General features: G+C 45.3%; 20 protein-coding genes and 1 pseudogene. 8 read left to right on the top strand and 13 right to left on the bottom strand.

Translation table 11 applies throughout. The features are described from left to right. Positions 1–83: 83 nt before the first annotated feature. Both RH949_RS00960 and RH949_RS00955 read right to left on the bottom strand, forming a co-directional pair. Complete coding sequence (locus RH949_RS00960) at positions 84–785, bottom strand: Mo-dependent nitrogenase C-terminal domain-containing protein (protein WP_006099763.1); 702 nt, start codon at positions 783–785, stop codon at positions 84–86. A gap of 242 nt (positions 786–1,027) precedes the next feature. After that, a complete protein-coding gene (locus RH949_RS00955; protein WP_044205930.1) occupies positions 1,028–1,252 on the bottom strand; it encodes a DUF433 domain-containing protein in 225 nt (74 codons plus the stop codon). Positions 1,253–1,356: 104 nt separating this feature from the next. Here RH949_RS00955 and RH949_RS00950 point away from each other — a divergent pair, with 104 nt between their 5' ends. After that, on the top strand, positions 1,357–2,181 hold the full coding sequence (locus RH949_RS00950; RefSeq protein ID WP_446351649.1) for an MOSC domain-containing protein: 825 nt from the start codon (positions 1,357–1,359) through the stop codon (positions 2,179–2,181). Positions 2,182–2,217: 36 nt separating this feature from the next. Here the strand turns inward: RH949_RS00950 and RH949_RS00945 are convergent, their stop codons facing one another. The 5 genes from RH949_RS00945 to groL form a co-directional block, all read right to left on the bottom strand. After that, on the bottom strand, positions 2,218–3,213 hold the full coding sequence (locus RH949_RS00945) for a 1-acyl-sn-glycerol-3-phosphate acyltransferase (protein WP_446351648.1): 996 nt from the start codon (positions 3,211–3,213) through the stop codon (positions 2,218–2,220). Between the two features lie 205 nt (positions 3,214–3,418). After that, positions 3,419–3,838 (bottom strand): MAPEG family protein, encoded by a 420-nt coding sequence (locus RH949_RS00940; RefSeq protein ID WP_446351647.1) that lies wholly within the window; start codon positions 3,836–3,838, stop codon positions 3,419–3,421. Positions 3,839–3,884: 46 nt separating this feature from the next. Next, entirely contained in the window at positions 3,885–4,496 is a 612-nt protein-coding gene (locus tag RH949_RS00935) for a hypothetical protein (RefSeq protein WP_446351646.1), read from the bottom strand. A gap of 212 nt (positions 4,497–4,708) precedes the next feature. Next, on the bottom strand, positions 4,709–7,429 hold the full coding sequence (locus RH949_RS00930; protein ID WP_446351645.1) for a CHAT domain-containing protein: 2,721 nt from the start codon (positions 7,427–7,429) through the stop codon (positions 4,709–4,711). Positions 7,430–7,663: 234 nt separating this feature from the next. Further along, positions 7,664–9,337: a chaperonin GroEL gene (gene groL / locus RH949_RS00925; RefSeq protein ID WP_006099811.1), complete on the bottom strand. Its 1,674-nt coding sequence runs from the start codon at positions 9,335–9,337 to the stop codon at positions 7,664–7,666. Positions 9,338–9,531: 194 nt separating this feature from the next. Here groL and RH949_RS00920 point away from each other — a divergent pair, with 194 nt between their 5' ends. Next, positions 9,532–9,933 carry a hypothetical protein gene (locus tag RH949_RS00920; RefSeq protein WP_446351644.1) on the top strand — a complete coding sequence of 134 codons (402 nt, stop codon included), beginning with the start codon at positions 9,532–9,534 and terminating at the stop codon, positions 9,931–9,933. A 7-nt stretch (positions 9,934–9,940) separates the two neighbouring features. Continuing rightward, positions 9,941–10,408, top strand: a complete 468-nt coding sequence (locus tag RH949_RS00915; RefSeq protein ID WP_446351643.1) for a type II toxin-antitoxin system VapC family toxin — start codon at positions 9,941–9,943, stop codon at positions 10,406–10,408. Between the two features lie 231 nt (positions 10,409–10,639). On the opposite strand, the gene ligA is transcribed toward RH949_RS00915, so the two are convergent. Then, positions 10,640–12,670, bottom strand: coding sequence for an NAD-dependent DNA ligase LigA (ligA, locus tag RH949_RS00910; protein WP_446351642.1), 2,031 nt, complete (start codon positions 12,668–12,670; stop codon positions 10,640–10,642). 257 nt (positions 12,671–12,927) lie between these two features. Here ligA and RH949_RS00905 point away from each other — a divergent pair, with 257 nt between their 5' ends. Next, on the top strand, positions 12,928–13,518 hold the full coding sequence (locus tag RH949_RS00905) for a DUF6940 family protein (RefSeq protein ID WP_446351641.1): 591 nt from the start codon (positions 12,928–12,930) through the stop codon (positions 13,516–13,518). Between the two features lie 389 nt (positions 13,519–13,907). After that, positions 13,908–14,807: a Uma2 family endonuclease gene (locus RH949_RS00900; protein ID WP_446351640.1), complete on the top strand. Its 900-nt coding sequence runs from the start codon at positions 13,908–13,910 to the stop codon at positions 14,805–14,807. 121 nt (positions 14,808–14,928) lie between these two features. Here RH949_RS00900 and RH949_RS00895 read toward each other — a convergent pair whose 3' ends face one another. Beyond that, positions 14,929–15,189, bottom strand: a complete 261-nt coding sequence (locus RH949_RS00895) for a hypothetical protein (protein WP_157453091.1) — start codon at positions 15,187–15,189, stop codon at positions 14,929–14,931. Between RH949_RS00895 and RH949_RS00890 the strand changes: the two genes are divergently transcribed. Beyond that, on the top strand, positions 15,169–16,380 hold the full coding sequence (locus RH949_RS00890) for a DUF4336 domain-containing protein (protein ID WP_446351639.1): 1,212 nt from the start codon (positions 15,169–15,171) through the stop codon (positions 16,378–16,380). The genes RH949_RS00895 and RH949_RS00890 overlap by 21 nt on opposite strands. Before the next feature lie 13 nt (positions 16,381–16,393). Then, entirely contained in the window at positions 16,394–16,783 is a 390-nt protein-coding gene (locus RH949_RS00885; protein ID WP_006099918.1) for a nuclease A inhibitor family protein, read from the top strand. A gap of 1 nt (position 16,784) precedes the next feature. Here the strand turns inward: RH949_RS00885 and RH949_RS00880 are convergent, their stop codons facing one another. The 4 genes and pseudogenes from RH949_RS00880 to RH949_RS00865 form a co-directional block, all read right to left on the bottom strand. Continuing rightward, complete coding sequence (locus RH949_RS00880; protein ID WP_315897222.1) at positions 16,785–17,561, bottom strand: DNA/RNA non-specific endonuclease; 777 nt, start codon at positions 17,559–17,561, stop codon at positions 16,785–16,787. A gap of 297 nt (positions 17,562–17,858) precedes the next feature. Continuing rightward, positions 17,859–18,152: pseudogene (locus tag RH949_RS00875) on the bottom strand (FHA domain-containing protein); the annotation flags it as partial. 92 nt (positions 18,153–18,244) lie between these two features. Then, positions 18,245–18,631: a 6-pyruvoyl trahydropterin synthase family protein gene (locus RH949_RS00870; protein WP_006099748.1), complete on the bottom strand. Its 387-nt coding sequence runs from the start codon at positions 18,629–18,631 to the stop codon at positions 18,245–18,247. Between the two features lie 158 nt (positions 18,632–18,789). Then, entirely contained in the window at positions 18,790–20,721 is a 1,932-nt protein-coding gene (locus tag RH949_RS00865) for an AAA-like domain-containing protein (RefSeq protein WP_006099903.1), read from the bottom strand. A 313-nt stretch (positions 20,722–21,034) separates the two neighbouring features. On the opposite strand from RH949_RS00865, the gene RH949_RS00860 reads away from it, so the two are divergent. Next, positions 21,035–24,154, top strand: a complete 3,120-nt coding sequence (locus RH949_RS00860) for a HEAT repeat domain-containing protein (RefSeq protein ID WP_446351638.1) — start codon at positions 21,035–21,037, stop codon at positions 24,152–24,154. Positions 24,155–26,106 lie beyond the last annotated feature (1,952 nt).

The following is a 26,106-nucleotide window of genomic DNA, read 5'->3' as shown; positions in this document are numbered from 1 at the left end:
GCGGGTTTAGTTACATCTGGGTGAGGGAAGAAATGATAGTAGTGAAACCCGCCCCTACAGACGAATCATGGTACATCTCTACACTAAAAATATTTCGAGACATCTTCGCCCCGTTCATCTGCCAGATAGGATAATGCCCGGAAGCGCAAGCCGACTAACTGATCATAGAGGGGATTGATCTTACACATTGCCGGAATGTGGGCGACTTTGCGACCGAATAGGTTAACATCTCGTTCAAACGGACATTGAGAGGGGATAATATTACAAACAAATCGGGCAACTCGTGGGTCATGAACTTCCATCCCGTCCAGCCATTTACGTACAGGATGCAGAATATCCGAATGGGGATGGGGAGAGGTTCCTGGTTGCTGGGCGTCGTGGTGGACAACATCTGAGATATCCGTTCCTTCACCATCGTAAAGGGTATGCCGCAGGGCATTCAATGCCTCGATTTGCAGTCCCAGCGCTTCGCAGAATTCTTGCAGAACATCTGCTTCCTTCACCGAGTAGATACCATCTGCCATCGCCACCATGACAGCCGTTCTGATAAAATTCTCGGCAGTATGCTTGTTGTGACCTAACGCCGCAGCCAGTTCTTCAGCAGAAATAGTTTGTTCAACCGACTGGGGATCTTTATCCACCACTAGGAGTTCATGAGTCAGTTGAGAAACGATCTCTTTTTCTTCGGGATCAAAGTGACCATCAGCCCAAGCCACGGTACATAAGCCACGCAGCCAAGCGGAAATTTGGTCTTCGGTGTAGGGAGATTGAGTGACAGTCGTCATAATTATCTAGCAGGAACTCGACGAACATGATTGGAAGAGCGAACCTTGGCAGAGTCCTAACAGGTTTTAAACTGGGAGACTAAACGACTGAGGTCTAGCGACAACGGTATTACCCTACCAGGGTTGGAACTGTTTCCACCCTTCATCTTAACTACTACGGAAGAGAAGTTCTGGTTACTATCGGCACAATCAGGCTGAAACAATTGGTAATTCTTGAGTTCAAAGGTCGTGGGGCGCACTCATCAAGCAGGATTCGCATAAGCTATCAGCATTTCCTTTGCCAATTCAAGAGCTGCGATCGCTTGCTCACGCCGAACACTGGGAAAATGATCTAAGAATTCATCGAGTGGATCGCCAGCTTCGAGATAATCGAGCAACGTTTCAAAAGGTACACGAGTTCCAACAAAAACAGGGGTTCCTCCCAGGATGTCAGGGTCGCTATGAATAACACGCGCTGCGGTTTTCATGTCAGTCATTCCGTATAGTAGGAGTTCCTCTGATCTTAGCCTAATGGCGTGACACAGCTAAAATTGTGGGATAGATTTTACGGTTAAATCGACGGCATAAACCTATGACTTCTATTCAGTTGAGTGGACTCTATATCTACCCGATTAAGTCAGCAGGTGGGATCGCACTCTCTACGGCTCAGGTGAGCGATCGCGGTTTACACTATGACCGACGCTGGATGCTCGTGGATGCAAAGGGTAAGTTTCTCACCCAGCGTCAATTTCCCCGTATGGCATTGATTCAAGTGCGGTTGGGGGAGAACGAGTTAGTCGTAGAAGCACCCAACCAGCCCAGCTTATCCATTCCCCTAGACTATGACAGTGACTATCGCCTCCCGGTGCAAGTCTGGAATGATATCTGTCAAGCTATTCCATTAGATAAACAGATCAGTCAATGGTTTAGCAAATTTCTCGACATTCCCTGTCAGTTAGTCTATATGCCAGAGGACTCCATCCGCCCGATTAATCCAAATTATGCTAATCCCAGCGAATCGGTCAGTTTTGCCGATGGATTTCCCTTTTTACTCATTTCTGAAGCCTCGTTGCAAGACTTAAACCAACGGTTAGAACAACCTGTTCCCATGAATCGATTCCGCCCCAATTTAGTCGTTTCTGGCTGTGAAGCCTATGCCGAAGACAGTTGGCGTCAAATTCGCATCGGTGCAATTCCCTTTCGCGTGGTTAAACCTTGTTCTCGATGTACCATTACCACGGTGGATCAATCTCAGGGTATACGAGGCAAAGAACCCTTAGCGACACTGGCAAACTATCGGCTGCGGAATGGGAAAATCTTTTTTGGGCAGAACGTGATTCAAGAACAGTTGGGAACACTGCGGGTAGGGGATGAGGTGGAAATTAACAGTGGCGGCTATGTCCCCTCTCCACGGTGATTCTGACCCCTCCTAAGCGGTAGCTGTTTTTATTATCTAATGACGGGACAGCCGCTGATTAATGTGATGCTGTAGTTTATCGCGCAATCGTTGCGCTTGTTGGTAAACTTGCGATCGCACATTAGAACCTGATGTGACCTCTATCTCAGGTTGCTCAAACGCTTGAAGATAATAGCGCAGTTGCGTTCTCATCGCCCAAACCCCCATGGATGGGAACAGAACAAAGGCAATCATCAATGGCGATACCGGAAAAAAGGGCAAATTCACTCGCTTTGCCAATGCTTTAACATTCCATGCCCATGGATGCAAGAATTCACTGCCCAGGCACACGACTGGTAAAATTGGCATACGGTAGCGATTGCTCAACTGGATAAAGCTGGGATGAAAGGTTTGCAATTGATAGCGTTTTGACCAACCTTTCCCAGGACCGCGTACTCCTTCGGGAGCATAGAGCAAAATCGTTTTGTGCATCACGGCATCTTCAAAGTCATCGCGTTGCGCCTGTACTCCCCCTAACGCTTTTGACCATGCAGGCGGTAACCACCAAATCATCCAGGGATGTTCAAATAAAACCACATTGGCTAAGGGTTGCACCACCCATCCTTCAGTTTTTCTCAATAAATATCCTAACCCTAAAAAGTCCCAGGGAAAACACATTCCCCCATGGTTCATCGCCACAATTAAGGACTGACTTGGCGGCAAATTATCCTGAAGGTGTAATTCAGCCCGAAAATAATGGGTCATGATTGGGTCGAGAATTTCATCGCAGAATACTTGTTGATAATCGGGATAAAATTCTTCGATTTCTCTGTGAGGTGAACGGCAACCCAAACGCAACCACCGGCTTAGTAATGCTAAATAAAATCCTCCAGGCATTAGAAATAATCCATACTCCAGCCACTTCCACCCCGCCGGATCATGATGATAATGCTGCCAATGGCGGTTGAACAAAATCAGCCAACCTGGAGGATACCAGAGGCAAAACCAATCAAACCAGCTAAATTCATAGGGACAAGTTGGGGAATTTGGCATAGATTTCCCTGTTTGATGGGGATGCATAGCGCTACGCGCTAGGCAATAGGCAATAGGCAATAGTGAAGACAAAAGCTTACCTGAAAAGCGCTGTATGTCCAGATTAGCTGTCATGCATTTAAGTTGGGTATTAGTAGTGAGCAAGATGCTCACTACGATGATTCCGTTATTATTTAAATTAATGTTTAAATACCGAACAGCTTACTTACACTCCAAAAGGGGTATTGATGAACAATTTAATAATTCCCACTAAAGCACCGATTAGCAGGACGAGAAGAGATAAAGAATTAATTCCAAAACCAATACCACGTTTTTCCGCTGCTGTATAGTAACCCCAGGCATAAATAATTCGCCCAATCACCCAAACTGCACCAATTCCCGCCCCCCAAATTGGACTAACAAACAGAGAGAATAACCATAAACTGGGTAAAAATAGGAGCAATTGTTCTGACGTATTTTGTTGCACGCGAAACACACGCTCAAAATTGACATCTCCTGAGATTTGAGGTGCAGGTACATTATATTTTGCCCTGGCTCGACCCACATTGATCGTGAGAACAAAGTAAACCAAAAGAGTGGCAATGGTGGCTAAAGCGGGAAAAATCAGTGGTTTCAGTTCAATCATCGTTAACTCCAATGGCTGATTAGGAAAAATATTTTTTTGCTGCTGATTACATTTTACTGATTTCTTCGATAAAATCAACCGCTCCTTTCGGAGATAAAATTTTACAGTAATGTTTATAGCTCAACGCCTCGAACAATAAGTTTCCTGTCCTCAAATAAGGAGTCTCTAAACTATAGGATTTATTGTTAATCTTTTGCCAAACAAGTTCGGCACGAGACCAGTCCAATCCGGTTAACTTTTGGCTTTCCCGATAATCTATAGTGATATCGGCAGCTTGATAGGCATTTTTGATATGATCATCAACATAATTGTATGCCCAGTTTAACGCCAGTTCGTTCATTTTTGAGTTAGATTGATGTTCCCCTAGAGAGCGAAACCCTATAGCAGCATCAATGCGATGAGCGGTATTAATTTTGCACCAAATCTGTTCGTAATCAGCGTTAACTTCATTTACTGAAGGAAAATACGTGCTGGTGTAGATTTTGCCATTTTCCACCGTTGGCTTACTTTCCAGAAACTTGTCCAAACGGGTATAGATAGTATTGACGAAATTGTTTGAATTAATCGCATCGCGATGATAGTTTTCTATTATCCGTTGAGCGTAGATACACCAATTTGTTCTGGCTTCTTCAAGAGTGGATGCTTCAATTTTAGACATAGAAGTTACGCCAATACTGCTTGGATAAGACTGATCTCCCCTAGCCCACCTTTAAGATCTCCCTCTTCCCGATTAGATCCCCCTCCCGTCCCCCTTAAAAAGGGGGAAACCAGATGTTGCTTCGCTTTTTGTTCCATGGGGGAAGCCAGCGGATGCTTCGCTTTTGTTTCATGGGGGAAACCAAATGACGAATGACAAATGACAAATGACAACTATAACCAATTACCCACTAATACAAACGGTGCCCAGTATACCGGATTCTGATACTTTTTTTCCTTTAATAAAGAAACTTGAACGCGGCGCAGGGCTTCGGATTTAGTCAACGTTTTGTCGGTTAATTCTTGATAAAAACGAATCATTAAATCAGCCGTAGCCGCATCATTAACAAACCATAACGTCGCCAAGGTACTACGCGCCCCCGCCCTTACCGCTACACCTGCTAATCCTAACGCCGCCCGTTTATCTCCTGTTGCAGTTTGGCAAGCACTGAGTACCAATAATTCAATGGGTTGGCGATCGCCTCCGGCTCGGGTTTGTAATAATGTGTTAAGTTGATTGATGTTGAGGCGATTATCCCAGGTGAGAATAAAGGTATCTTCCAGTTTAGAACTAAACTGACCATGGGTGGCGAGGTGAACCACAGGAAAGGGTACGGAATCAATTGCCTGTTCAATGGCGGTTGTGGTAAAGTCTTGATTCAGTAGCAGTTGACCGGAAACTTGAGCTTTTATTTGCTGCAATTCGGCTTCCACAAATGGTAAGGCAGGTAAACCTTGGCGCGATTCGGAAAGCCCGCCTGTGAATGCAGAAATGTCACCTCTTGTCAAGGGTTTGGGGTCTAAAAGTTGCAGTCCCGGCGTATAGGCGATCGCATACTTTTCAATCAGAAATTGGTTCCCATCATGCAGAACCGCCATGGGTAGATTTAGCAGGGGGCTATCCAAGACAAAAACGAGGGTTTTAGTACCACTGGCGGCTAAGTCTGACTCAATCGGGCGAATTAACCAATCATAAAGCTGTTGGGCTAGGGGTAAGTATTCCTCAGATGTCGCCCTAGGATTTCCCCCCATCAACACAATTTGCGCCCGAAAAATGTTTTGCAAGGATTCAGGGATAGTAATTAGCTGTCCGCGATTGGGTTCTACACTTAGGGGAGAAATTGCGGTTCGCAGTTGGCTAAATAGATTGGAGTCTTTCCCTTGCAATCTTGTCCCGAAATGACGCAGGGGCGCATCGGGTAAGGATACTACCACATCCAAGCGATCGCCTAATACAATTGGGTAAATTACCGCCGCATTTTGATCCACTTCGTCAATCACAATCCGGTTCGCATTTAAGCAATCTTCCCGGAAGAAATTGACTAATTCGGCTTGTTGCAGCGATTCGATCACATCGCGGGCTTGGGCTAAATCGTTTTGATCCGGATTATCGGTGGGTGAGGATAATAATAACCGCACCAATTCCCGATAAATTGGTTCTACGCGATCGCGAAACGAGAATTGCACCTGAGAATTAATACTCACCAAATCCCGACGTAAGGATTCTAGGCTATTTACTGCTGCATTATACGCCGCGATCGCACCGTCTCGTTTTCCCTGTGCTTTCAGCAGTCGTCCTAATTGCCACTGCCAATTATAGGCAATATCGGGGGCGTTAATCGACTGGGCGATTACTAACGCTTGTTCGGTTAAGGCTTGCGCTTCTTTCCATTGTTGAGTTTGTTCATAAATCGCCCCTAATTGTCCCAAAGCGAGAGATTGACTGCGGTTGTCTTCAAGCTGTTTCGCTTGTTCCACGGCTACCGCCAAAGACTGGGCAATATCTGAGGTTTTAGCATAATCCTGAGATTGAAGTGTCATCAGCGAACCCGCTAAATTAATTCGTGCTTCTATTGCAGTACGAGACGCCGGGAGTTGACTAATTTGATTTTGCAACGATTGAATAAATGCTGGATCAGCAGAGAGGCTTGGTGTTGCAACGATGAGACTGAGTTGATTGAGTTGCGCTTGAATCCGAGTTGAGGAGTCACCTGAAACCGGATCAGCGGCTTGTTGATAATAATTGAGCGCGGCTTCGATTTGTCCTTGCGATCGCGCCGTATTTCCTAATCCCAGAAAGGCAGCACTAATCTGTTCGGGAGATTGAATCACTTGCGCCACTTGTAAACTTTGGGTTAATCGTTTTTTGGCATCATCCATTGTCCCGACTAAGCGCAGTACATTTCCTAACCGTCTCAAACCAATCGCCTTTAGCGCCGAATCGGGTTGTTGTTGTAATCGAGGTTCAATTTGTTGCAAACTATCCAGGGCGCGGCGATACATCCCTGCCAATTGTAAGGCTTGAGCTTGATTAATTTGACTGTGCAGCAAACCGACTTCATCCTCGGTTTGAGTATAGCTATTGACCGCCGTGGTAAAACTATCTAGGGCGGCTTCTAGATTTCCTTGTGCCAAATACAATTGTCCTTGAACATTAAACGCCGCCCCTTGTAATGTCCAGGTGTCAGGGGTTTGGGCATTGTCGAGAAGTTGTAAGCTAGTGGTAATCGTATCCTGGGCATCTTGCCACTGTCCTAATTGTTGATAGGCTAAGGCTAAATTGGTCAATGTCATGGCTTGCCGTAATCTATCTCCCTGTGATTGGAAAGCATCGGCAGCTTGTTGTAACAGATTAATGGCGTCTGTGTACTGTCCGGCGTCGTAGTGGGTTTTCCCCTGTTGCACGAGAGTTTGCGGCGAAATCGAAGGTTGTGCGGTTGGGGGAAGAGTCGCTTGAGTAGCCAGGAGGTGAGTCAGGGTTGTGACACAGAAGGTTAAGACAGCCAGGAAAACGTAAATGCGGCTAATTTGGCGTTTAATCAGTTGTCGAAGGATTGGGAACATCACCCACGCCTCATCCTGTTGCAAGGGTTTGACTTTCGGACTATATCTCAATTATCCTCATATTCGCCAGTTATTAAGTAGTCGGACAAAAGAAAACAGCATTGTATAGCAACCGCCATGGCTGTTAGGACACATCATTTATTATGTAGAGACGCGCCATGGCGCGTCTCTACTTGCGAAGCGAGTATGACGAAGGACGAATGACTTTCTGCCTTATAGCCAAAAAAGCAGCCTGTCTAACTAGACAAGCTGCTTCGGTCATGAACTATAGCAGATAGGTGAGGACTACATCATGCCCATGCCGCCCATGCCACCCATGCCGCCCATGCCACCCATGCCGCCCATGCCGCCCATGCCGCCCATGTCAGGCGCAGCGGATTTCGGCTCAGGTTTCTCGACAACCAGGGCTTCGGTGGTTAGAACCATCCCGGCAATGGAACCGGCATTCTGAAGTGCTGAACGCACAACCTTAGCGGGATCGAGAATACCAGCAGCAATTAAATCTTCCAGCTTACCTGTCGCGGCATTGTAACCGATATTGCCTTGGCTCTCTCGTACTTTCTCGACAATCACCGCACCTTCAACCCCAGCATTATCCGCCATCTGACGCAGCGGGGCTTCTAAGGTTTTGGCAACAATATCCGCACCGATTTGCTCTTCCGCATCCAGGTTAGCTTTGATGCCATCAACTTTGGAAATTAAGCGAATCAGCGTGGTTGCACCGCCAGGAACAATCCCTTCATCGATCGCGGCTTTGGTGGCATTCAGGGCATCTTCAATCCGCAGCTTGCGATCTTTGAGTTCCGTTTCTGTGGCTGCACCGACTTTAATTACCGCTACACCACCAGCAAGTTTAGCAATCCGCTCTTGCAGTTTCTCTTTATCGTAGTCAGAATCGGTTTCCTCAAGCTGTTTGCGGATTTGGGCAATGCGCTTCTCCACTTCTGGCTTGGTTTCACCACTGGCGACAATCGTGGTTGAGTCTTTGTCAATTGTGATTTTCCGTGCCGTTCCCATCATCTCAGTAGAAGCACTATCTAAGCTGAGACCGATTTCTTCGGAAATTAGCTGACCCCCAGTCAGAACCGCAATATCTTGCAGCATCTGCTTGCGGCGATCGCCAAATCCTGGCGCTTTGACGGCGGCGACGTTGAGAACTCCCCGTGCTTTGTTTACCACCAAGGTGGCTAAGGCTTCCCCTTCTACATCTTCAGCAATAATCAGTAGGGGTTTGCTGGCACGGGCAACTTTTTCCAGGATGGAAACTAATTCTTGGATGTTATTAATTTTTTTATCAGTAATCAGGATATAGGAATCTTCAAATTCCACGGTCATCCGTTCCTGATCGCTGACAAAGTAGGGGGAGAGGTAACCCCGGTCAATTTGCATCCCTTCCACAACTTCCAGTTCGGTGGAAAGCGATTTTGACTCTTCTACGGTAATTACGCCATCCTTGGTTACCTTGTCCATCGCCTGGGCAATCATTTGCCCGACTTCCTCGTCGTTTCCGGCGGAGACAGTGGCGACTTGTGCGATCGCATCGCCAACGACGGGTTGAGCCATTGACTCAATTTCTTTAACCAGATGATTTATGGTTTTCTCAATCCCTCGACGTACCGCCACTGGATTAGCACCAGCCGCAACGTTTTTGAGTCCTTGTCGAATCATCTCCTGTGCCAGAACGGTAGCGGTTGTAGTACCATCTCCAGCAATTTCTTTAGTCTTGGATGCGACTTCTCGAATCAGTCGCGCCCCCGTATTCTCTAAGGGGTCTTCTAGTTCAATATCTTGGGCGACGGTGATACCATCATTAACAATCTGGGGAGCGCCAAAGGACTTCTCTAGCAGCACATTCCGCCCTTTGGGTCCAAGGGTAATCCGGACTGCATCTGCCAGAGCATTGACTCCCCGTTCTAAGGCTCGCCGTGATTCTTCGTTAAACGAAACGATTTTTGCCATAGGGTTCCCAATACTTGCTCGTTACTCCATTAGCAAATTTAGCACTCTTGCTACGTGAGTGCTAATTCTGGTGCGGTTCGGTTATTACGGTAGAAGGCAGGAGGCAGGAGGCAGGAGGGTAAGAGGTTGTGTGGATTCAGCGCTGAAACTCAGTCCCCGTTAGGATAGAGAGAGTCGAGTTGCTTTTAATCGTTATGACAGAAACCAAACCTCTTGACGAAATTATTCAACGGCTGGATGCCCTTTCTCTAGAGCAGTTGTTAGAGGCTAGGACAAAAATCGATGCCTTGATTGAATCAAAGTATTTGTTTAAAAGTAAAGATATCAGTGAAGACATTATCATATTAGCGGCTTGTCGGGATGTTTCGGTAAAAACTTATAAAAGAACCACTCCACAAGCTCTAATTTTTAATCAGAGCCTATTTAATGATAGCCTAGGTTCTATTCACCAATCTTCATCCCCAAAAACAGAAGATGATTCCCTAAAGGATGTCATCGAACTGGTCAATGGCTGGATGGCTGATGAGTCGGGATATGACGAAGAAACCTATCCTCAAATTGAGGCGGGTCTGAATCATAATCGGTTATCCTTGTAAAACTCAGATGACTAGAGCTGTATTGTTAGATACTCATCCATTGAGTCAGGTTGTACATCCGAGGATAAAACCAAATGTTATCAATTGGTTGCAATCTTTACAAAATCAGGAAACAGCTTTACGGGTTCCAGAAATAGCCGACTATGAACTTAGACGCGAATTATTAAGATCTGGAAAACGAAAGAGTATTGATCGTCTCAATCAGATCAGCCAACCTCCCTGCTTTATCCCCCTGACTTCTTTGACAATGCGAAAAGCCTCAGAATTATGGGCGTGGGTAAGAAACCAAGGGCAGCCTACTGCAAGTAATGATAGCTTAGATGGCGATGTCATCCTTGTCGCCCAAGCAATCTTTCAGTTAGACAATTTTGATGAAGTGGTAATTGTGACAACAAACGTTAAACATCTATCGCGCTTTCAAGGTGAAGGGATAGGTGTTTGGGATTGGGAGCAAGCGCTCCAAGACTTAAGCTAAAGTTTATCAATTCGTCATTCGTCCTTTATCGATGGGGAGGGCGGGTTTTGTTGTTCCGTTATCGGTGACTAGCTGAATTGATTCCCTAAACCCGCCCCTACAGATTCCCTAAACCCGCCCCTACAGATTCCCTAAACCCGCCCCTACAGATTCCCTAAACCCGCCCCTACAGATTCCCTAAACCCGCCCCTACAATTGTCCCTAAACCCGCCCCTACAATTAACTTATTACCTATTCATTTAACCATTGTAAAAGGTCAGATTCACTGATCTGATTAATCCCTAATTCTTGGGCTTTTTCTAATTTAGATCCGGCATCTTCACCAATCAGTAAATAGTCGGTTTTAGAACTGACAGAACTGGTTACTTTTCCGCCAGCGTTTTGAATTAATTTTTTGGCTTCATCTCGTTTCAGTGTGGGTAACGTTCCGGTAATCACAAAGGTTTTTCCCTGCAACGGTTGAGATTTTGCCTCCGCAGACGCTACTTTTGGTTCACCAGCCAGTTGCAAATTTGCTTCTCGCAGTCGATTAATTAAAGTCTGATTACTGGGAACTCGAAACCAATCATTAACCGATTGGGCAATTTCTGATCCAATTCCATACACGCTTTCAATATCAGTAACACGGGCTGCGGCTAATTGGTCTACACTAGGAAACTGTTGCGCTAAAATTTGAGCATTCACAGTACCCACATAGCGAATCCCTAAACCATAGAGAACTCGTGACCAGGGTTGAGTATTGGATTGTTCAATCTGATTAATTAATTTCTGAGCGGATTTTTCACCCATCCGTTCTAAATTAGTTAATTGATCTAAAGTAAGTTGATAAAGATCAGCAACGGAATGGACTAAACCCGAATCGACTAGCTGATTCACCAGCTTTTCTCCTAACCCGTTGATATCCAATGCACCACGACTTGCCCAATGGTTGAGAGAACCTTTGACAATGGCGGGACAAGAGGCATTAATACAGCGCGTTACTGCCTCCCCTGGGGGACGCACGACGGGTTGATGGCACACCGGACAATCAGTAGGCATTTGTACGGGTTTAGCCTCCGGTGGACGCAATTCTGGAAGTACGCGCACGACTTCAGGGATAATTTCCCCAGCTTTGCGAACGATCACGGTATCACCGAGATGAAGATTTAATTCCTCGATGCGATCGCGGTTATGTAACGTCGCCCGTGAAACCGTTGTCCCGGCTAGCTGTACGGGTTTGAGTTCGGCGACTGGGGTTAAGGCACCCGTTCGTCCCACCTGAACTGTAACATTTTGCACCAGTGTGGGAGATTCTTCGGCGGGATACTTGAGTGCGATCGCCCACCGGGGAAACTTTTGGGTAAAGCCTAATTGTGCTTGTAGAGAAAACGAATTCAGCTTCACCACCACCCCATCCGTCATGTAGGGTAAATCACGCCGTTGACTATCCCAATATTGATAATACTCCTCCACCTCTGCCAGAGACGCGCAACGTTTCCGATTTGGATTCACCCGGAATCCCAAATCCCGCAGGAATTCCAACGCCTCCCATTGAGACTTGAGAGTTGGTACGGTTTCCTGTTCCTCTGATCCGGGAAGATGTAAGGTATAGGCAAAGAAATCCAACTGTCTGCGATCGACAATTTTTGGATCTAATTGTCGCAACGTACCCGCCGCCGCATTCCGAGGATTGGCGAATAACGCTTCCCCAGCGGCTTCTCGTTCCCGATTAATCCCTTCAAACACATCCAAGGGCAAAAATGCCTCGCCTCGCACTTCTACAATTGGCGGCGGTGTTTCCGTACTTAACCGTAAAGGAATCGAGCGAATCGTGCGAATATTCTGGGTAATATCTTCCCCCGTGACACCATCGCCCCGTGTAACTCCCCGCACTAATACACCGTCTTTGTACGTGAGTGCGATCGCGGAACCATCGATCTTCAGTTCACAGACATATTCTACATTCTTGACATCTGGTGCATAACGTTGCCATCGTTCTTGCCACTTCGCTAACTCCTCTAAATTAAACGCATTCTCTAAACTATAAAGGGGGATATTATGGCGAACCGAGGAAAATTCTGATGCAGGTTTCTCGCCCACGCGCTGCGTCGGACTATCCGGCGTCACTAACTCCGGATACTGGCTTTCTAAATCTTGCAGTTCCCGATAGAGTTGGTCATAGACAGCATCCTCCATCATGGGATTATCGCGGACATAATAAGCATAACTCGCTTGTTGCAAAAGGTTTCGCAGTTCTTGAACCCGCTGTTTAACATTAGTCATTAGTCATTTGTCCTTCGTCATTCGTCATTTGTAATTCTATAAAATCTTTTTTCCCATACTTCCAATCCCTCTGCGTCCCTCTGCGCCAACCTCTGCGTCCCTCTGCGTTAAAAAATTATATCAACTTGCACGTTTACCTTCATGGATCAAAATCCAAAACTCATCCATTAATTTAACTTCTTTTAAATCAAATCAAACAGTTATACTGAGTAAGTAAGCGACTTATCTAATCATCAAGCAAAATACCGAATCTCTCAATGTGGCAATCATCCATCGAATCACTCAACGCGGGTCGGATTCAGAAGATTTCTCTGCTGTCTAATAATAACCCAATTCTCTACTCAGAAATCATCCAGCTATGGCAGCATAACCCGGATTTTCGGGCATTCTTCATTTCCCTACTCGCCGATGCTCCATTTTCCGCCTTTTTCTGGGAAACTCCGCCTATCACCGACGCGACAGTAAACCAGGTATTCGAGTTTGTTCTCGTCAATAGTCCATCCCTGGCAAATGTACAAGCTGATCCCAGTGATTTTGCTCGCCATTTTTCCGCCGCCGGAGAAAACAAGTCAATTGTGACATTTCCCAATCTGGGAAAGGATGCACTGCTGGTTGTCCCTTGTCCGCAAACCTCTATGTCTCCATACTGCCATCTGGCGGCGTTTATGCGTGACGCACCCGAACATCAGCAGCACGCCCTGTGGCAAAATGTGGGGTCAGCGTTAGAACAACGGCTGAATCCGCGTCCTACCTGGGTAAGCACCTCCGGGTTAGGGGTGTATTGGTTGCATATCCGGCTAGATTCACGCCCGAAATACTACACTTATCAGCCATACAAAGTTATTTAAACTTTACCCTGACATAAGACATGAAGACCAAAAGTATCTGTCACCTAACAGATAAGAACCTAAGAGTGATTGTGTAGGGGCGATTCGCTTATATCAATTAACAACACCAATCCACTTAATAGACTCGGGTCGCCCTTTAACAGTCTTGCGTTTAGTCTAAACTGAAATAATTACCGATATCTGATGCAGGGCGACCCGATAAAATTAATCGGTGGGCGGTGTTAATTTGGTGCGGCGGGTCGCCCCTACAAGGTGTCTTTTATGATGATTGATAACCCTTGCTTACCTGACTACTATGATTAAGCCCAAACATTGTGTCACACTATTCAAATATAAGTGCTAGACCAACCCTGAAATTGAGTAGATTCTCTGTTACCTGTGATTAAGACATGACTCAAACTAAAATTGATTTACCCCCTGCCTTTCCTGACCATACTCAACTACCTGAATCTGATGGCACCTTTGTGAAAAATTTCCAAGAACATCCTCAAAGCCTAATTTTGACCGATTCCATTGGTCTAGTTTTGCAGCAACTCCATCCTGATGGTGATTACGCTATTGGGCAAGACTGCGGTATCTACTGGCGCGAAACCGAACCCCCAGAAAAAGGTGCAGAAGCTCCCGATTGGTTCTATGTTCCCAATGTTCCCCCATTACTGAATGGTGAAATCCGCCGTTCTTATGTTCTCTGGCGGGAATTGATGGCACCAATGATTGCCTTAGAATTTGCCAGTGGCAATGGAGACGAGGAACGAGATGCTACACCCTTATCGGTTTCCGCTGAAGGAGAAACCACTAAACCCGGTAAATTCTGGGTGTATGAACGGATTATTCGCATTCCCTACTATGGTATTTTTGAGGTCAAAACTAGAAAACTGGAGGTTTATAATTGGCTGAATTTTTCTTATCAAAAACTCCAACCGAATGAACGGGGTCACTATCCGATTACGCCCTTAGGAGTAGAACTGGGACTTTGGCACGGGACTTATCAAAATCAAACTCAATATTGGCTGCGTTGGTGGGATAGTGAAGGCAATCTTTTGTTAATTGGTGAAGAACGCGCCCAATTAGAACGTCAACGTGCTGAACAAGAACACCAACGCGCCGAACAAGAACACCAACGCGCTGAACAAGAACAACAGCGTGCCGAACAAGAACAACAGCGTGCCGAACAAGAACGCCAACGTGCTGAACAAGAATACCAACGCGCCGAACAAGCCGAGCAAAAATCGGCAAGATTGGCGGAACGATTAAGAGCCATGGGTATTGACCCGGATTCGGAAGAGTAGTGGCGTGGCACACCTTAAGTGATGGATTAGAATTGGTTCGTAGTGAGGGCTTCAGCCCTCTTCAGCTAAGCGTTATAGCACTCTTCGTGCTTACTACAAACAAAACCCTATTTTAGGTGTGTCACCCCAGTAGTGGCGTGGCACACCTAAATTGATAGATTAGAATTACGGAAAAGAAACCGTAGGGGCGCAAGGCTTGCGCCTTTCCCGATACCGCATCAGACGGGAAATTACGATAAAACTTTTTTGCTGTCGTGACGTACAGCGTTTTGGTGGGGGCGCTTCCGGTTGTAGAATAATAGGGGAAATTTCCCGCCCAACAGGTTGAGTCTTCAGAAAATACAGGAGGAATGAACCGCAGATGCAGGAACACCAGGGTCATCCGAGCATCCACTCTCAAGACTGGTCATGGTCGCTTTGGTTTCCTGTACCCCTGTATCCTTATGGCAAACGACGCACTATCCGTGTGGAAGTGGTGAAGGATAGGATTTGGACGTTTGACCAGATTCAGGGGATTCTCTATGTGGTTGTCCCGATTCGGATGACGGTGATTAAGCTGGATGCTGGAGGGCTGTTGGTTTATGCGCCTGTTGCACCTACCCCGGAATGTATCCGATTAGTTCAGGAATTGGTGGCAGAACATGGTGAGGTAAACTATATCATCCTGCCCACAGTTTCGGGGATTGAACATAAAGTGTTTGTCGGTCCTTTTGCCCGCAAGTTTCCCAACGCCCAGGTGTTTGTGACGCCGCACCAGTGGAGTTATCCGGTGAATTTGCCCCTGAGTTGGCTGGGGTTTCCCAGGAAACGGACTCATGTTTTACCCGCCGATAGTCGCCAAACGCCTTTTGCTGATGAATTTGATTATGCTGTATTGGGTCCAGTGAATTTGGGATTGGGACCCTTTGCTGAAGTGGGATTTTGGCACAAGCGATCGCGCACGCTTCTGGTGACGGATACTGTGGTTAGTGTACCCGAAGATCCGCCTGCGATCGCGCAACTTGATCCCTATCCGTTATTATTCCATGCCAGAGATCATGCCTTGGATATCGTTATCGATAATAAGATGACTCGCCGCAAGGGATGGCAACGTATCTGTCTGTTTGCATTTTTCTTTCGCCCCAGCACCTTGGATACGATACCCTTTACGCAGGCGTTACGGGAGGCGAGAAAGGCACCGGATTGGTCAAAGCAAGCCTATTTTGGTTTATTTCCCTTCAAATGGAAACCCGGTTGGCAAAAATCCTTTGACGCTTTGCGGGGAAATGGACGTCCCTTTGTTGCGCCAATTCTGCAAACCTTGATTTTGAATCGCGCACCGAAAGAAACGCTGAACTGGGTAGAAAAGGTCGCCAGTTGGGAGTTTGAACGGATTATTCCCTGTCATTTGGAGGGGGCAATTGCGGCAAATCCGGAACAGTTTCGCCAAGCGTTTGGGTTCCTAGAACCGGATTTAAAGGGGAGTAAAAATGGCGGGAATCCAGATAATTATCCCTTGCCCGATCATGATTTTGAACTGTTACGGCAAATCGAAGCAACGTTAAAGCGGCGGGGTATTTTACCGCCAGTGTAATTCCTCTAGAAATATGAACGGAATTGACCAGCTAAAGAAGAGTTCAGAGGGTTTACTCTGGATAAGCGAAGCCAATTACCCATTTGAGATTTTCACCTGGGACAATACAGACATTCTCACCTCAGCGCTGGTGTTAAAACGTGCTGGCTATCCACCGGATACACCCATTGAAGTCCAGACCCTTGATCAGTTTTTCGCCCCAGCTACCACAGAGGAGGATTGGCACAATGAAGCGGAAAAGGCACAGGTGAAGCAATACCAAGCCTTGGAACAAACGCTCTCAGATTGTCTCACCGATATTCAGGTTTACCGTTTAGGGAGTACCACAATTGATATCTACATCGCAGGTAAAACAGCAGAGGGGACGGTGGCAGGTCTTTCAACCAAAGTAGTAGAGACGTAGCTTACCCGTTGTCGAGTCGGCTCTCAATCTCATCCTGGATCGAATTAGGGACATTTGATAGAAAATCATAGCCCGTTACTGCTTCCACCCTGTCAACCGATACCCGATAGTCTCGCCAGTTCATTCCAGCAACTTTATCCGAATTGGGTATCATCACCGCAATCAGCCGAGTGTTGCTGGTTATTCCACGAACGCCTTGACCTGGACGATCTAGCACCGCAATCACTTTCCAGGTCTGCTGTGGCACTGTTATCTTACCCTGAAGTGTTCCCTTTGAGCCTACACCCCCGGCAATGATGTAGAGTTCCTTACCCTGATAGACCAACTCTCGTGAATACTCTTCCAGTTCCCGCCATACCTCCCGATTATTCTGTGGAGCTTGAGGCATGATGTTTGTCATTAAGAATGTAGCACTGTTATCGTCTGGAGTGTGAGTGCGATCGCCAGAGGGTATTATATGTCCCCGGTCATAGCCACTGCCTATGTAGTCATTTGGTCGCACCTGATACCATCCGGACAGCAGCGCGGTGTCAGGGCGAAAGTCGTTGCTTCGCTCAACACTGCCTAACCAGCTCTGATTTAACTGCCAGCTTACCCAATTGGAAATCCCTTGGCTGTTGTTATAGGACAGCGCATACTGCGGCTTTTCCATCAGGTAGTTGTTAGGATTATTCGGGTTGGAAGTCGCATTACTAGGATTGCCCAGAGTGAGGTGAACGTTAGGGGTCAGATCCTGCAATAGCAGAGCAACGAACCAACTGATCGCAAACAGGGTAATTAACAAGACTCCAACCCTAGTACCCCTGCTAATTCGCCCCCTGATTACTCGTCTAAAAAAGGATATAAGACTGTTAAAAATAGACTTCAGGTTGCTAAAAATTAATTCTAGAATATTGAAGCCAGATGTCTTTTGCTGGTTGGATTGACTCGTGGATTGGTGAGCAGACATCGACACCGTAGGGTTCGGCGCTGATGTTTGTCTGTCATTTCTAAATCGAGAACGGCTAACTGCCACAGATGTTCGCTTTGCTTTTTGAAACAAAAACGTCAACAGCTCGTCTTTGCCCAGGTCTATTCTGTCTCCCAAATGAAGCTGGTAGGGTGTGAATGGCGTCAGGGGTGAATGATTGAGAAACGTTCCATTCATGCTTCCCAAGTCTTCGATAAAGTAAGCATTTCCCTGAATCTGAATTTCAGCATGAGAGGAGGATGCAATCTCAGAGTTGGGCAAATTTGAAATATCAATATCAGGCGACCAATTAGGATTCGGTTTTCCGATACGAATTCTCGTCAACTTCTCTGGTATCTGAATCAGAGTGGAGGTCTGGATGTGAAACAGCCTGAGTGGTGTTGAGCTAGGGGTTTGCATTGTTTATATCACTATTTTTAAGTTAATTAAATTTGATAGGGAGTCTAAATAACTATGTAATTGCCGATATGTAGCCTTACTATTTATACGGATCATTCCTCATATTCTACCCAGCTATTCGGTGTTTCTGAGACAGCAACTTTGAGTTGTACGCCTTCAGGAATACGCTTTTTTGTTTCGTCATAAATGTATTGGGCAATCATTTCAGCGGTGGTTTCGTAATTATCCGGTAATATGTCATTCAAAATGCCGTGATCTAACCCGCCTTTGGTGACATCTTTTTTTGCCCAGCGTAGGCTTTTGAAATCAGCCACCATAACGGGATGGGGACAGTGTTCCGAGGCGTGAAGGGTTGAGGATGTTGCTTCTAATCGTACTGTATAGGTATGTCCATGCATCCGACCACAGGGTCCATCGTAGTCTCTGATGTAATGGGCGCTATCAAATGTAAATTCGGTTACCAGTTTCCATTTAGACATATTTTTTACCGTTGGTCATTCGTCTTATGTCATTCGTCTTATGTCATTCGTCTTATGTTACCAATTATTCACAATTGAGTCGGGGCAGGTTTAGTTACATCGGGGTGGGGTCAGAAAGGATAGTTGTGAAACCCGCCCCTAAATTCCGCCAAACTATTCTATCCGTCAACGCTGATTTGATATAATAACATGGGTTCGTCAATTCCTCTTAAGAGGCGATGTTCACTATGGTTGATGTGTAATTGTAAGTGATTTTTGACCGCTTCATACACTATCCAGGAAATACAAATTCCACCGGGTTTTGCCTGAGATTGTAAACGGGCGGCAATATTGACGCCATCTCCTTGTACATCGGTTCCATTGAAAAAAACATCAGCTAAGTGAATGCCAATTCGATGCTGTAATACCGCCTCATTTGGCAATCCTCTGGCGGCGAGTGAGAGGGTTTTTTGAATGGTTTGGGAACAGTCAACGGCTTTGACGGCGGAGACAAAGTACATGAGTAATCCATCGCCCATGGATTTGAGAACTTCTCCTTCAAATTGGTGGCATAATTTGGTCATTAGTTTGAGATCACGATGAATGGCGGCTAGGGTGGGTTGTTGGTTTTCATGCTGCTTTTGGGTGGAGTCTTTGATATCGGTAAAGACAATAGCGGCTAGGACATTATCTCCTAGAGAATGGGGAATAATTCTGCCTCGGTGTTCTTTGGTGTCTTGGCTTTGAGGCTTCTCTGGAGTTAGGCGATCGCGAAAATACTGGCGGTATAAATCATTACGAATACTCACCTGATTTCCTACCAGATAGACTAATCCCATACTATTGAGTTTAAACGCGATCGCACCTTTTAGCTGCACCGGGCGATCGGCTTCCAGGATTTGGGTGAGGGCGTCGGCTAAGTCGGGATGTTTCTCTAAATTCCAGCGATGTAAGCGCAAATGATCCGCATAGATTCCGGTTTCGGTGGGGGCGTCTTCTAGGAGTCGGTTTAAGGTAATATCCTGACGGGCAATTTTATACAAGGCTAATCGGATTAAATGGGGATGTCCACCAACCATTGCCATCAGTTGTTTGACATCATTCCAGGTGAAGTCTAATCCATAGCGCAGGGCTAAGTCTTCCACCTGATGGGCGTCAAATTCGGATAATTCAATCGGTAATCCGACATTAAAGGGGGATTGGTCGTTACTTAGGGGAATATAAACTTCTGTGCCATGGACAATAATTAGGCGAAAATTTTTCCAAATTTCATGTTGTTTTGCCTTTTCATGCCAAGCCCGAAGTAAGCCAAAAAAGTCATCGGCGACCTGTTCGTAATGAAAGATGCGGTCAACGGCATCGAGTCCTAATGCTAGGGGACTTCTCAGGGTAGGTAATAGATATTTTTCAAAATAATTGGTACAGTTTTTTTTACTGCCCAAAAACTTACTCCAACGGTTTTCTAACTGAATCGGTAGGTGTAAGTCATCGGTAACTGTAGCACAAAACCATTGCAGGAATTGATTTAAATCCGCAAAGACTTCCCGTTCAGCTAACTCAAAGTTTAAGGCGACAGACTGACATCCTTGTCGTTCGGCGTGATACAGTAATCGTACCATTAGGGATGTTTTGCCCATTTGTCGCGGCGCTTTGATCCGAATCAAACTTCCCGGCTTACTAATTTCTTCATAGGCGCGAGATTCATCGGCTGGACGTTCGACATAGCAGGGTGAGGCTAAATCAAGTTGCCCTCCGGGTAGTTCCCAAATGGGAGAGGGGAAGGTGGTTTTACTGACTGGGGGAGGTGGTGGAGGAGTCAGAGTCTCGGAGTTCTCGGTATCTGCGTCTGGCAATCCTGCGAGGATTAAACGTAACGTTTTAATCGTGACTCGTTTTCCGGTGACTTCAGACAACTGTTTCCATAACTTCGGCGCTAAATCGCGCTGGACAGTATTTTGGCTATAGCCCATGACTTGAATGGTTTTGAGTTTTTTGCCTGCTAAGGCTTGACTCAGGATAGTCTTTTGGGCGTCGTTAAGTACGTTTCCTGTCTTCTGGGCAATCCAATACTCGGCTAATTCGATCAGTCTTATGACCTCTGCATCTGCCATCTGGCATTCCAATTCATACCTCTGATGACCACGCTAGCATAAAACTGAACTTTCTGAATTTTTTGAATAATCCGAAGGTTCCCTTCAGTGAAAGTTCTGACTTTCCTGAATAAAATCGCTGCATAAGAAAGCGAATCAATTTATGCTGATTTTTTTATCCTTAAAGGATAAACTGTGGCGTTACTGTCTTACAAGTGTAATATTAAACATACAGTGAAAACAGGAGGATCGAGGGCAGAGGGCAGACGGTAATAAATCAAAACTGTGATTCTACAGTTATACTCGATACAAAATAGAGACGAATGCTATTGTCATGCTGGATTGGTTCGCGGCTTGGGGTGTCTATTCCGTTACTGGCTTTGTGTTTCGGGATGTGTTGATGCCTCTGGCGAAGGGAACGCTGGAAGATTACACGAAAGATTTTCTTAAGGATTGTATTCGGGATTTTTCCGGGCGTTTTGAGGACAATACGCTAAACACGGTTGTCGGGAAAGCGTTGAAAGAGTTTCTGGTGTTGGTACAGCAGGAGTTGGAAGATGCTGAGGTGTCGGAAGTGGAGGTGGAAGAGTATTCTCCGGCGTTAACCAAGTTTATCCACAATTCCTCGGTGAAGGGGATTTTGGGGAGTGGGTTTCAGGATGAGTGTTCGAGTTTGGATACGCAGGGGTTGGGGAATCTATGGTATCAGCTTAACCTGCGATCGCTCCCTGAAGACTTTGATTGGGAACAGGTGGGGAAGCGGTATCTCAGAAAAGTCAAGGCGTTAATCCGGGAATCGCCTGAATTGCGCGAGATTTTGGATTCGCAGAAGTTGGAGGCGATCGCACGCTATACTCAGGAGTCTGCGGGGATTATACCAGAGTTCGATTTGCGCCGCTATCAGGAGGGGTTACGGGAAGCGTATGGGAATCTGCGATTAGATAGTTTGGATACGACGGGCTGTGCCTATAATGCCTTGAAGTTATGGCGAATATTTATAGCACAAAACGTGCGAAAAGTCCATGAAGTTTTGCCGCAAGTGTATGAATTGCCCAAGGAACATCAGCGGCGATTGCGGGAAACAGATCAATTAGATTCAGAGTTTCAGTTCGGGGAATTCGAGCGTTATCAACGGGTGTATTCAGAAGCGCCGATACAGTCGGTTTTGGATGTTATTAATGATAAACGAAATTATCCCTATCTGGTGATGTTAGGTGATCCGGGTTCGGGGAAGTCTACGTTATTACAGTATTTGGCATTAATGTATGCCCAGTCGCCGCTACAGAATGCGATTTCCCTAGCGATTCCCATCTTAATTGAATTACGCACCTATATGCGAAATCGGGATTTAGGACAATGCCAGAATTTCTTAGAGTTTTTGCATCAAAGTAGTGGGGCGATTTGTCATCTGAATCAGCATCAACTCCAGGAACAGTTAAAGGCGGGGAAGGTGTTGATGCTGTTTGATGGGTTGGATGAGGTATTTGATCCGGGGAAACGGGAGGATGTGATTACCGATATTCATCGCTTCACTAATGAGTATCCAGATGTGCAGGTGATTGTTACCTCTCGCGTGATTGGCTATAAGCCGCAGCGATTACGGGATGGGGAGTTTCACCATTTCCTGTTGCAAGAGTTGGATGAGAACCAGATTCAGGATTTTATCTACCGTTGGCATGAATTAACCTTTACTGATGAGGTGGATAAAGCTTGGAAGCGAGACCGATTACAACGGGCAATTGACAGGTCAAAAGCGATTCAGGAATTAGCCGGAAATCCGCTATTGCTGACAATGATGGCAATTTTAAATCGGCATCAGGAGTTACCGAGAGATAGACCGGAATTGTATCATCAAGCGTCACGAGTTTTACTGCATCAATGGGATGTGGAACGGGCGTTAATTGAGGATAACCGCCTTGACCCGAAAACGATTGATTATAAAGATAAGCAGGCGATGTTGCGCCGGGTGGCGTATTTTATGCAAGCTACGGATCAGGGATTGGCGGGGAATTTGATTCGGAGGGAAGATTTAGAACAGATTTTAACCGAGTATTTGAGAACGATAGATGTGAATCAGGCGCGGTTAGTGGCGCGGGTACTAATTCGTCAATTACGCGAACGTAATTTTATTCTCTGTTATTTGGGGGCGGATTATTATGGGTTTGTGCATCGGACGTTTTTGGAATATTTTTGTGCGTGGGAGTTTATTTGGCAGTTTAAGGAGACGCAGCGGTTATCACTGGAGGGGTTGAAAACAGAGGTTTTTGGCAAGCATTGGCGGGATGAGTCTTGGCATGAGGTTTTGCGCTTGATTGTGGGGATGATTGAGGAGTCAAGGTTTGCGGGGGAGATTATTGAGTATTTGATGAATCAGGAGGGGGAAGATGAGAAGTTTATGAATGTTTTCTTGGCGGCGCAGTGTTTGGAGGAGGTGAAGAATCGACAGGGGATATTGGAGACGGATAATCAATTGCTTGAGCGATTGAAAGAATTAACTGAGTATGGTTATATTATCAATCTGCTTTACTCTACTAGAGATTTTGAGTATCTAAACCTAGTTAAAGAAATTCGTACCCAAGCAATTACTGCAATTGCCACAACTTGGAAAGAACACCTGGATACTTTACCCCTGCTCAAACAACTGATTCAATCTGATGATGATGGGGGTGTCCGAGGTGTGGCGGTAGAGGAATTAGTGAAAGGATGGAAACAAGACCCAGATACTTTACCCCTGCTCAAACAACTGATTCAATCTGATGATAATGGGAATGTCCGACGTGCGGCGATACAGGAATTAGCCAAAGGATGGAAAGAAGACCCAGATACTTTACCCCTGCTCAAACAACTGATTCAATCTGATGATAATTGGTTAGTCCGACGTGCGGCGATACAGGAATTAGCCAGAGGATGGAAAGAAGACCCAGATACTTTACCCCTGCTCAAACAACTGATTCAATCTGATGATGATGGGTATGTCCGAGGTTCGGCGATACAGGAATTAGCCAGAGGATGGAAAGAAGACCCGGATACTTTACCCCTGCTTAAACAACTGATTCAATCTGATGATAATTGGTTAGTCCGAAGTACAGCAGTGGAGGAATTAGCCAGAGGATGGAAACAAGACCCGGATACTTTACCCCTGCTCAAACAACTGATTCAATCTGATGATAATTGGTTAGTTCGAGGTGCGGCGATAGAGGAATTAGCTAGGGGATGGAAGGATGAGCCGTGGTTATTTGAGTTACTGTACAATTGCGCTATTAATGACCCCTTTCAACGTGAGAAAGACCGGGGACAAAACCCTCGGCAAATTGCACTTGAGAGAATTATCAAGTTGTATCCTGACCATCCAAAAACCCTAACCTTATTGCGCGATAGAGAAGAAAATGATACTGATGAGAAGCTGCGGGAGTTCGCCCAGAAGACGTTAAAGCAGTTCACACAAAATCCTTAAACGGATGCGTCGCTAAAGCGACGACTACAAACATTGGAATAGGTTTATTTCCTTGCACCTGTTCGATTAACTTGAATTGGGTTTAAACAAAGGGCGACCCGATAAAATTGATAGGATGGGGGTTGTTGATTTATGCAGCGGGTCACCCCTACAATAGGTTATATTATTTCTGATAAAATATTATTAATAAAAATGATTGAAACCTTTATTTTTATAGCCTTGTAATTCTAGAAAATCATCAGAACATGATATCGATTTATTCGCCATCAATCATTTGTAGGGGCGGGTTTAGGGATTAACATTGAATGCCTCATCAATCAATGAACAACAAAACCCGCCCTCCCTACCGATAAATGAACAACAAAACCTGTCCGGGTTCAGGATAGGACAACCCAACCTAATTTGGTAAAGGGCGACCCGATAAAATTGAGAGGATGGGTGTTGTTGATTTATGCAGCGGGTCGCCCCTACAATAGGTTATATTATTTCGGGTAAAATATTCTTGCTAAAAATGATTGAAACCTTTATTTTTATAGCCTTGTAATTCTAGAAAATCATCAGAACATGATATCGATTTATTCGTCATCAATCATTTGTAGGGGCGGGTTTAGGGATTAACATTGAATGCCTCACCAATAAATGCACAACAAAACCCGCCCTCCCCACCGATAAATGAACAACGAAACCTGTCCGGGTTCAGGATAGGACAACCCAACCTAATTTGGTAAAGGGCGACCCGATAAAATTGAGAGGATGGGTGTTGTTGATTTATGCAGCGGGTCGCCCCTACAATAGGTTATATTATTTCGGGTAAAATATTTTTGCTAAAAATGATTGAAACCTTTATTTTTATAGCCTTGTAATTCTAGAAAATCATCAGAACATGATATCGATTTATTCGTCATCAATCATTTGTAGGGGCGGGTTTAGGGATTAAATTGAATGCCTCACCAATCAATGCACAACAAAACCCGCCCTCCCCACCGATAAATGAACAATAAAACCTGTCCGGGTTCAGGATAGGACAACTCAACCTAATTTGGTAAAGGGCGACCCGATAAAATTGAGAGGATGGGTGTTGTTGATTTAGGCAGCAATTCGCCCCTACAATAGATTATATTATTTTGGGTAAAATATTATTAATAAAAATGATTTTAACCTTTATTTTTATAGGCTTGTAATTCTAGAAAATTATCAGAACATGATATAAATTTATTCGTCATCAATCATTTGTAGGGGCGGGTTTAGGGATTAAATTGAATGCGTCACCAATCAATGAACAACAAAACCCGCCCTCCCTACCGATAAATGAACAACGAAACCTGTCCGGGTTCAGGATAGGACAACCCAACCTAATTTGGTAAAGGGCGACCCGATAAAATTGAGAGGACGGGTGTTGTTGATTTATGCAGCGGGTCGCCCCTACAATAGGTTATATTATTTCGGGTAAAATATTCTTAATAAAAATGATTGAAACCTTTATTTTTATAGGTTTGTGATTCTAGGCAAGCATCAGACCCTGATATGAATTTATTCGCCATCGATCATTTGTAGGGGCGGGTTTAGGGATTAAATTGAAAGTGTCACCAATAAATGAACAACAAAACCCGCCCTCCCCACCGATAAATGAACAACGAAATATGTCCGGATTCAGGATAGGACAACCCAACCTAATTTGGTAAAGGGCGACCCGATAAAATTGAGAGGATGGGTATTGTTGATTTAGGCAGCGGGTCGCCCCTACAATAGGTTATATTATTTCGGGTAAAATATTATTAATAAAAATGATTGAAACCTTGATTTTTATAGGTTTGTAATTCTAGAAAATCATCAGGACATGATATAAATTTATTCGTCATCAATCATTTGTAGGGGCGGGTTTAGGGATTAACATTGAATGCCTCACCAATAAATGAACAACAAAACCCGCCCTCCCCACCGATAAATGAACA

This window comes from Coleofasciculus sp. A1-SPW-01 (assembly GCF_040217205.1).
In the GTDB taxonomy this organism is placed as follows: domain Bacteria; phylum Cyanobacteriota; class Cyanobacteriia; order Cyanobacteriales; family Coleofasciculaceae; genus Coleofasciculus; species Coleofasciculus chthonoplastes_A.
Note: the sequence above shows the minus strand (reverse complement) of the source record. Positions and strands in the feature narration are given on the sequence as shown.

Excerpts from the sequence above, each read along its gene's own strand:
- RH949_RS00860 (WP_446351638.1), top strand. The coding sequence starts at position 21,035 with ATGCTGGATTGGTTCGCGGCTTGGGGTGTCTATTCCGTTACTGGCTTT.
- RH949_RS00895 (WP_157453091.1), bottom strand. The coding sequence starts at position 15,189 with ATGACCCTGGTGTTCCTGCATCTGCGGTTCATTCCTCCTGTATTTTCT.
- RH949_RS00900 (WP_446351640.1), top strand. The coding sequence starts at position 13,908 with ATGACTCAAACTAAAATTGATTTACCCCCTGCCTTTCCTGACCATACT.
- RH949_RS00865 (WP_006099903.1), bottom strand. The coding sequence starts at position 20,721 with ATGGCAGATGCAGAGGTCATAAGACTGATCGAATTAGCCGAGTATTGG.
- RH949_RS00950 (WP_446351649.1), top strand. The coding sequence starts at position 1,357 with ATGACTTCTATTCAGTTGAGTGGACTCTATATCTACCCGATTAAGTCA.
- RH949_RS00870 (WP_006099748.1), bottom strand. The coding sequence starts at position 18,631 with ATGTCTAAATGGAAACTGGTAACCGAATTTACATTTGATAGCGCCCAT.
- RH949_RS00885 (WP_006099918.1), top strand. The coding sequence starts at position 16,394 with ATGAACGGAATTGACCAGCTAAAGAAGAGTTCAGAGGGTTTACTCTGG.
- ligA (WP_446351642.1), bottom strand. The coding sequence starts at position 12,670 with ATGACTAATGTTAAACAGCGGGTTCAAGAACTGCGAAACCTTTTGCAA.
- RH949_RS00935 (WP_446351646.1), bottom strand. The coding sequence starts at position 4,496 with ATGTCTAAAATTGAAGCATCCACTCTTGAAGAAGCCAGAACAAATTGG.
- RH949_RS00940 (WP_446351647.1), bottom strand. The coding sequence starts at position 3,838 with ATGATTGAACTGAAACCACTGATTTTTCCCGCTTTAGCCACCATTGCC.
- RH949_RS00890 (WP_446351639.1), top strand. The coding sequence starts at position 15,169 with ATGCAGGAACACCAGGGTCATCCGAGCATCCACTCTCAAGACTGGTCA.
- RH949_RS00960 (WP_006099763.1), bottom strand. The coding sequence starts at position 785 with ATGACGACTGTCACTCAATCTCCCTACACCGAAGACCAAATTTCCGCT.
- RH949_RS00920 (WP_446351644.1), top strand. The coding sequence starts at position 9,532 with ATGACAGAAACCAAACCTCTTGACGAAATTATTCAACGGCTGGATGCC.
- groL (WP_006099811.1), bottom strand. The coding sequence starts at position 9,337 with ATGGCAAAAATCGTTTCGTTTAACGAAGAATCACGGCGAGCCTTAGAA.
- RH949_RS00945 (WP_446351648.1), bottom strand. The coding sequence starts at position 3,213 with ATGCCAAATTCCCCAACTTGTCCCTATGAATTTAGCTGGTTTGATTGG.
- RH949_RS00905 (WP_446351641.1), top strand. The coding sequence starts at position 12,928 with ATGTGGCAATCATCCATCGAATCACTCAACGCGGGTCGGATTCAGAAG.
- RH949_RS00955 (WP_044205930.1), bottom strand. The coding sequence starts at position 1,252 with ATGAAAACCGCAGCGCGTGTTATTCATAGCGACCCTGACATCCTGGGA.
- RH949_RS00915 (WP_446351643.1), top strand. The coding sequence starts at position 9,941 with ATGACTAGAGCTGTATTGTTAGATACTCATCCATTGAGTCAGGTTGTA.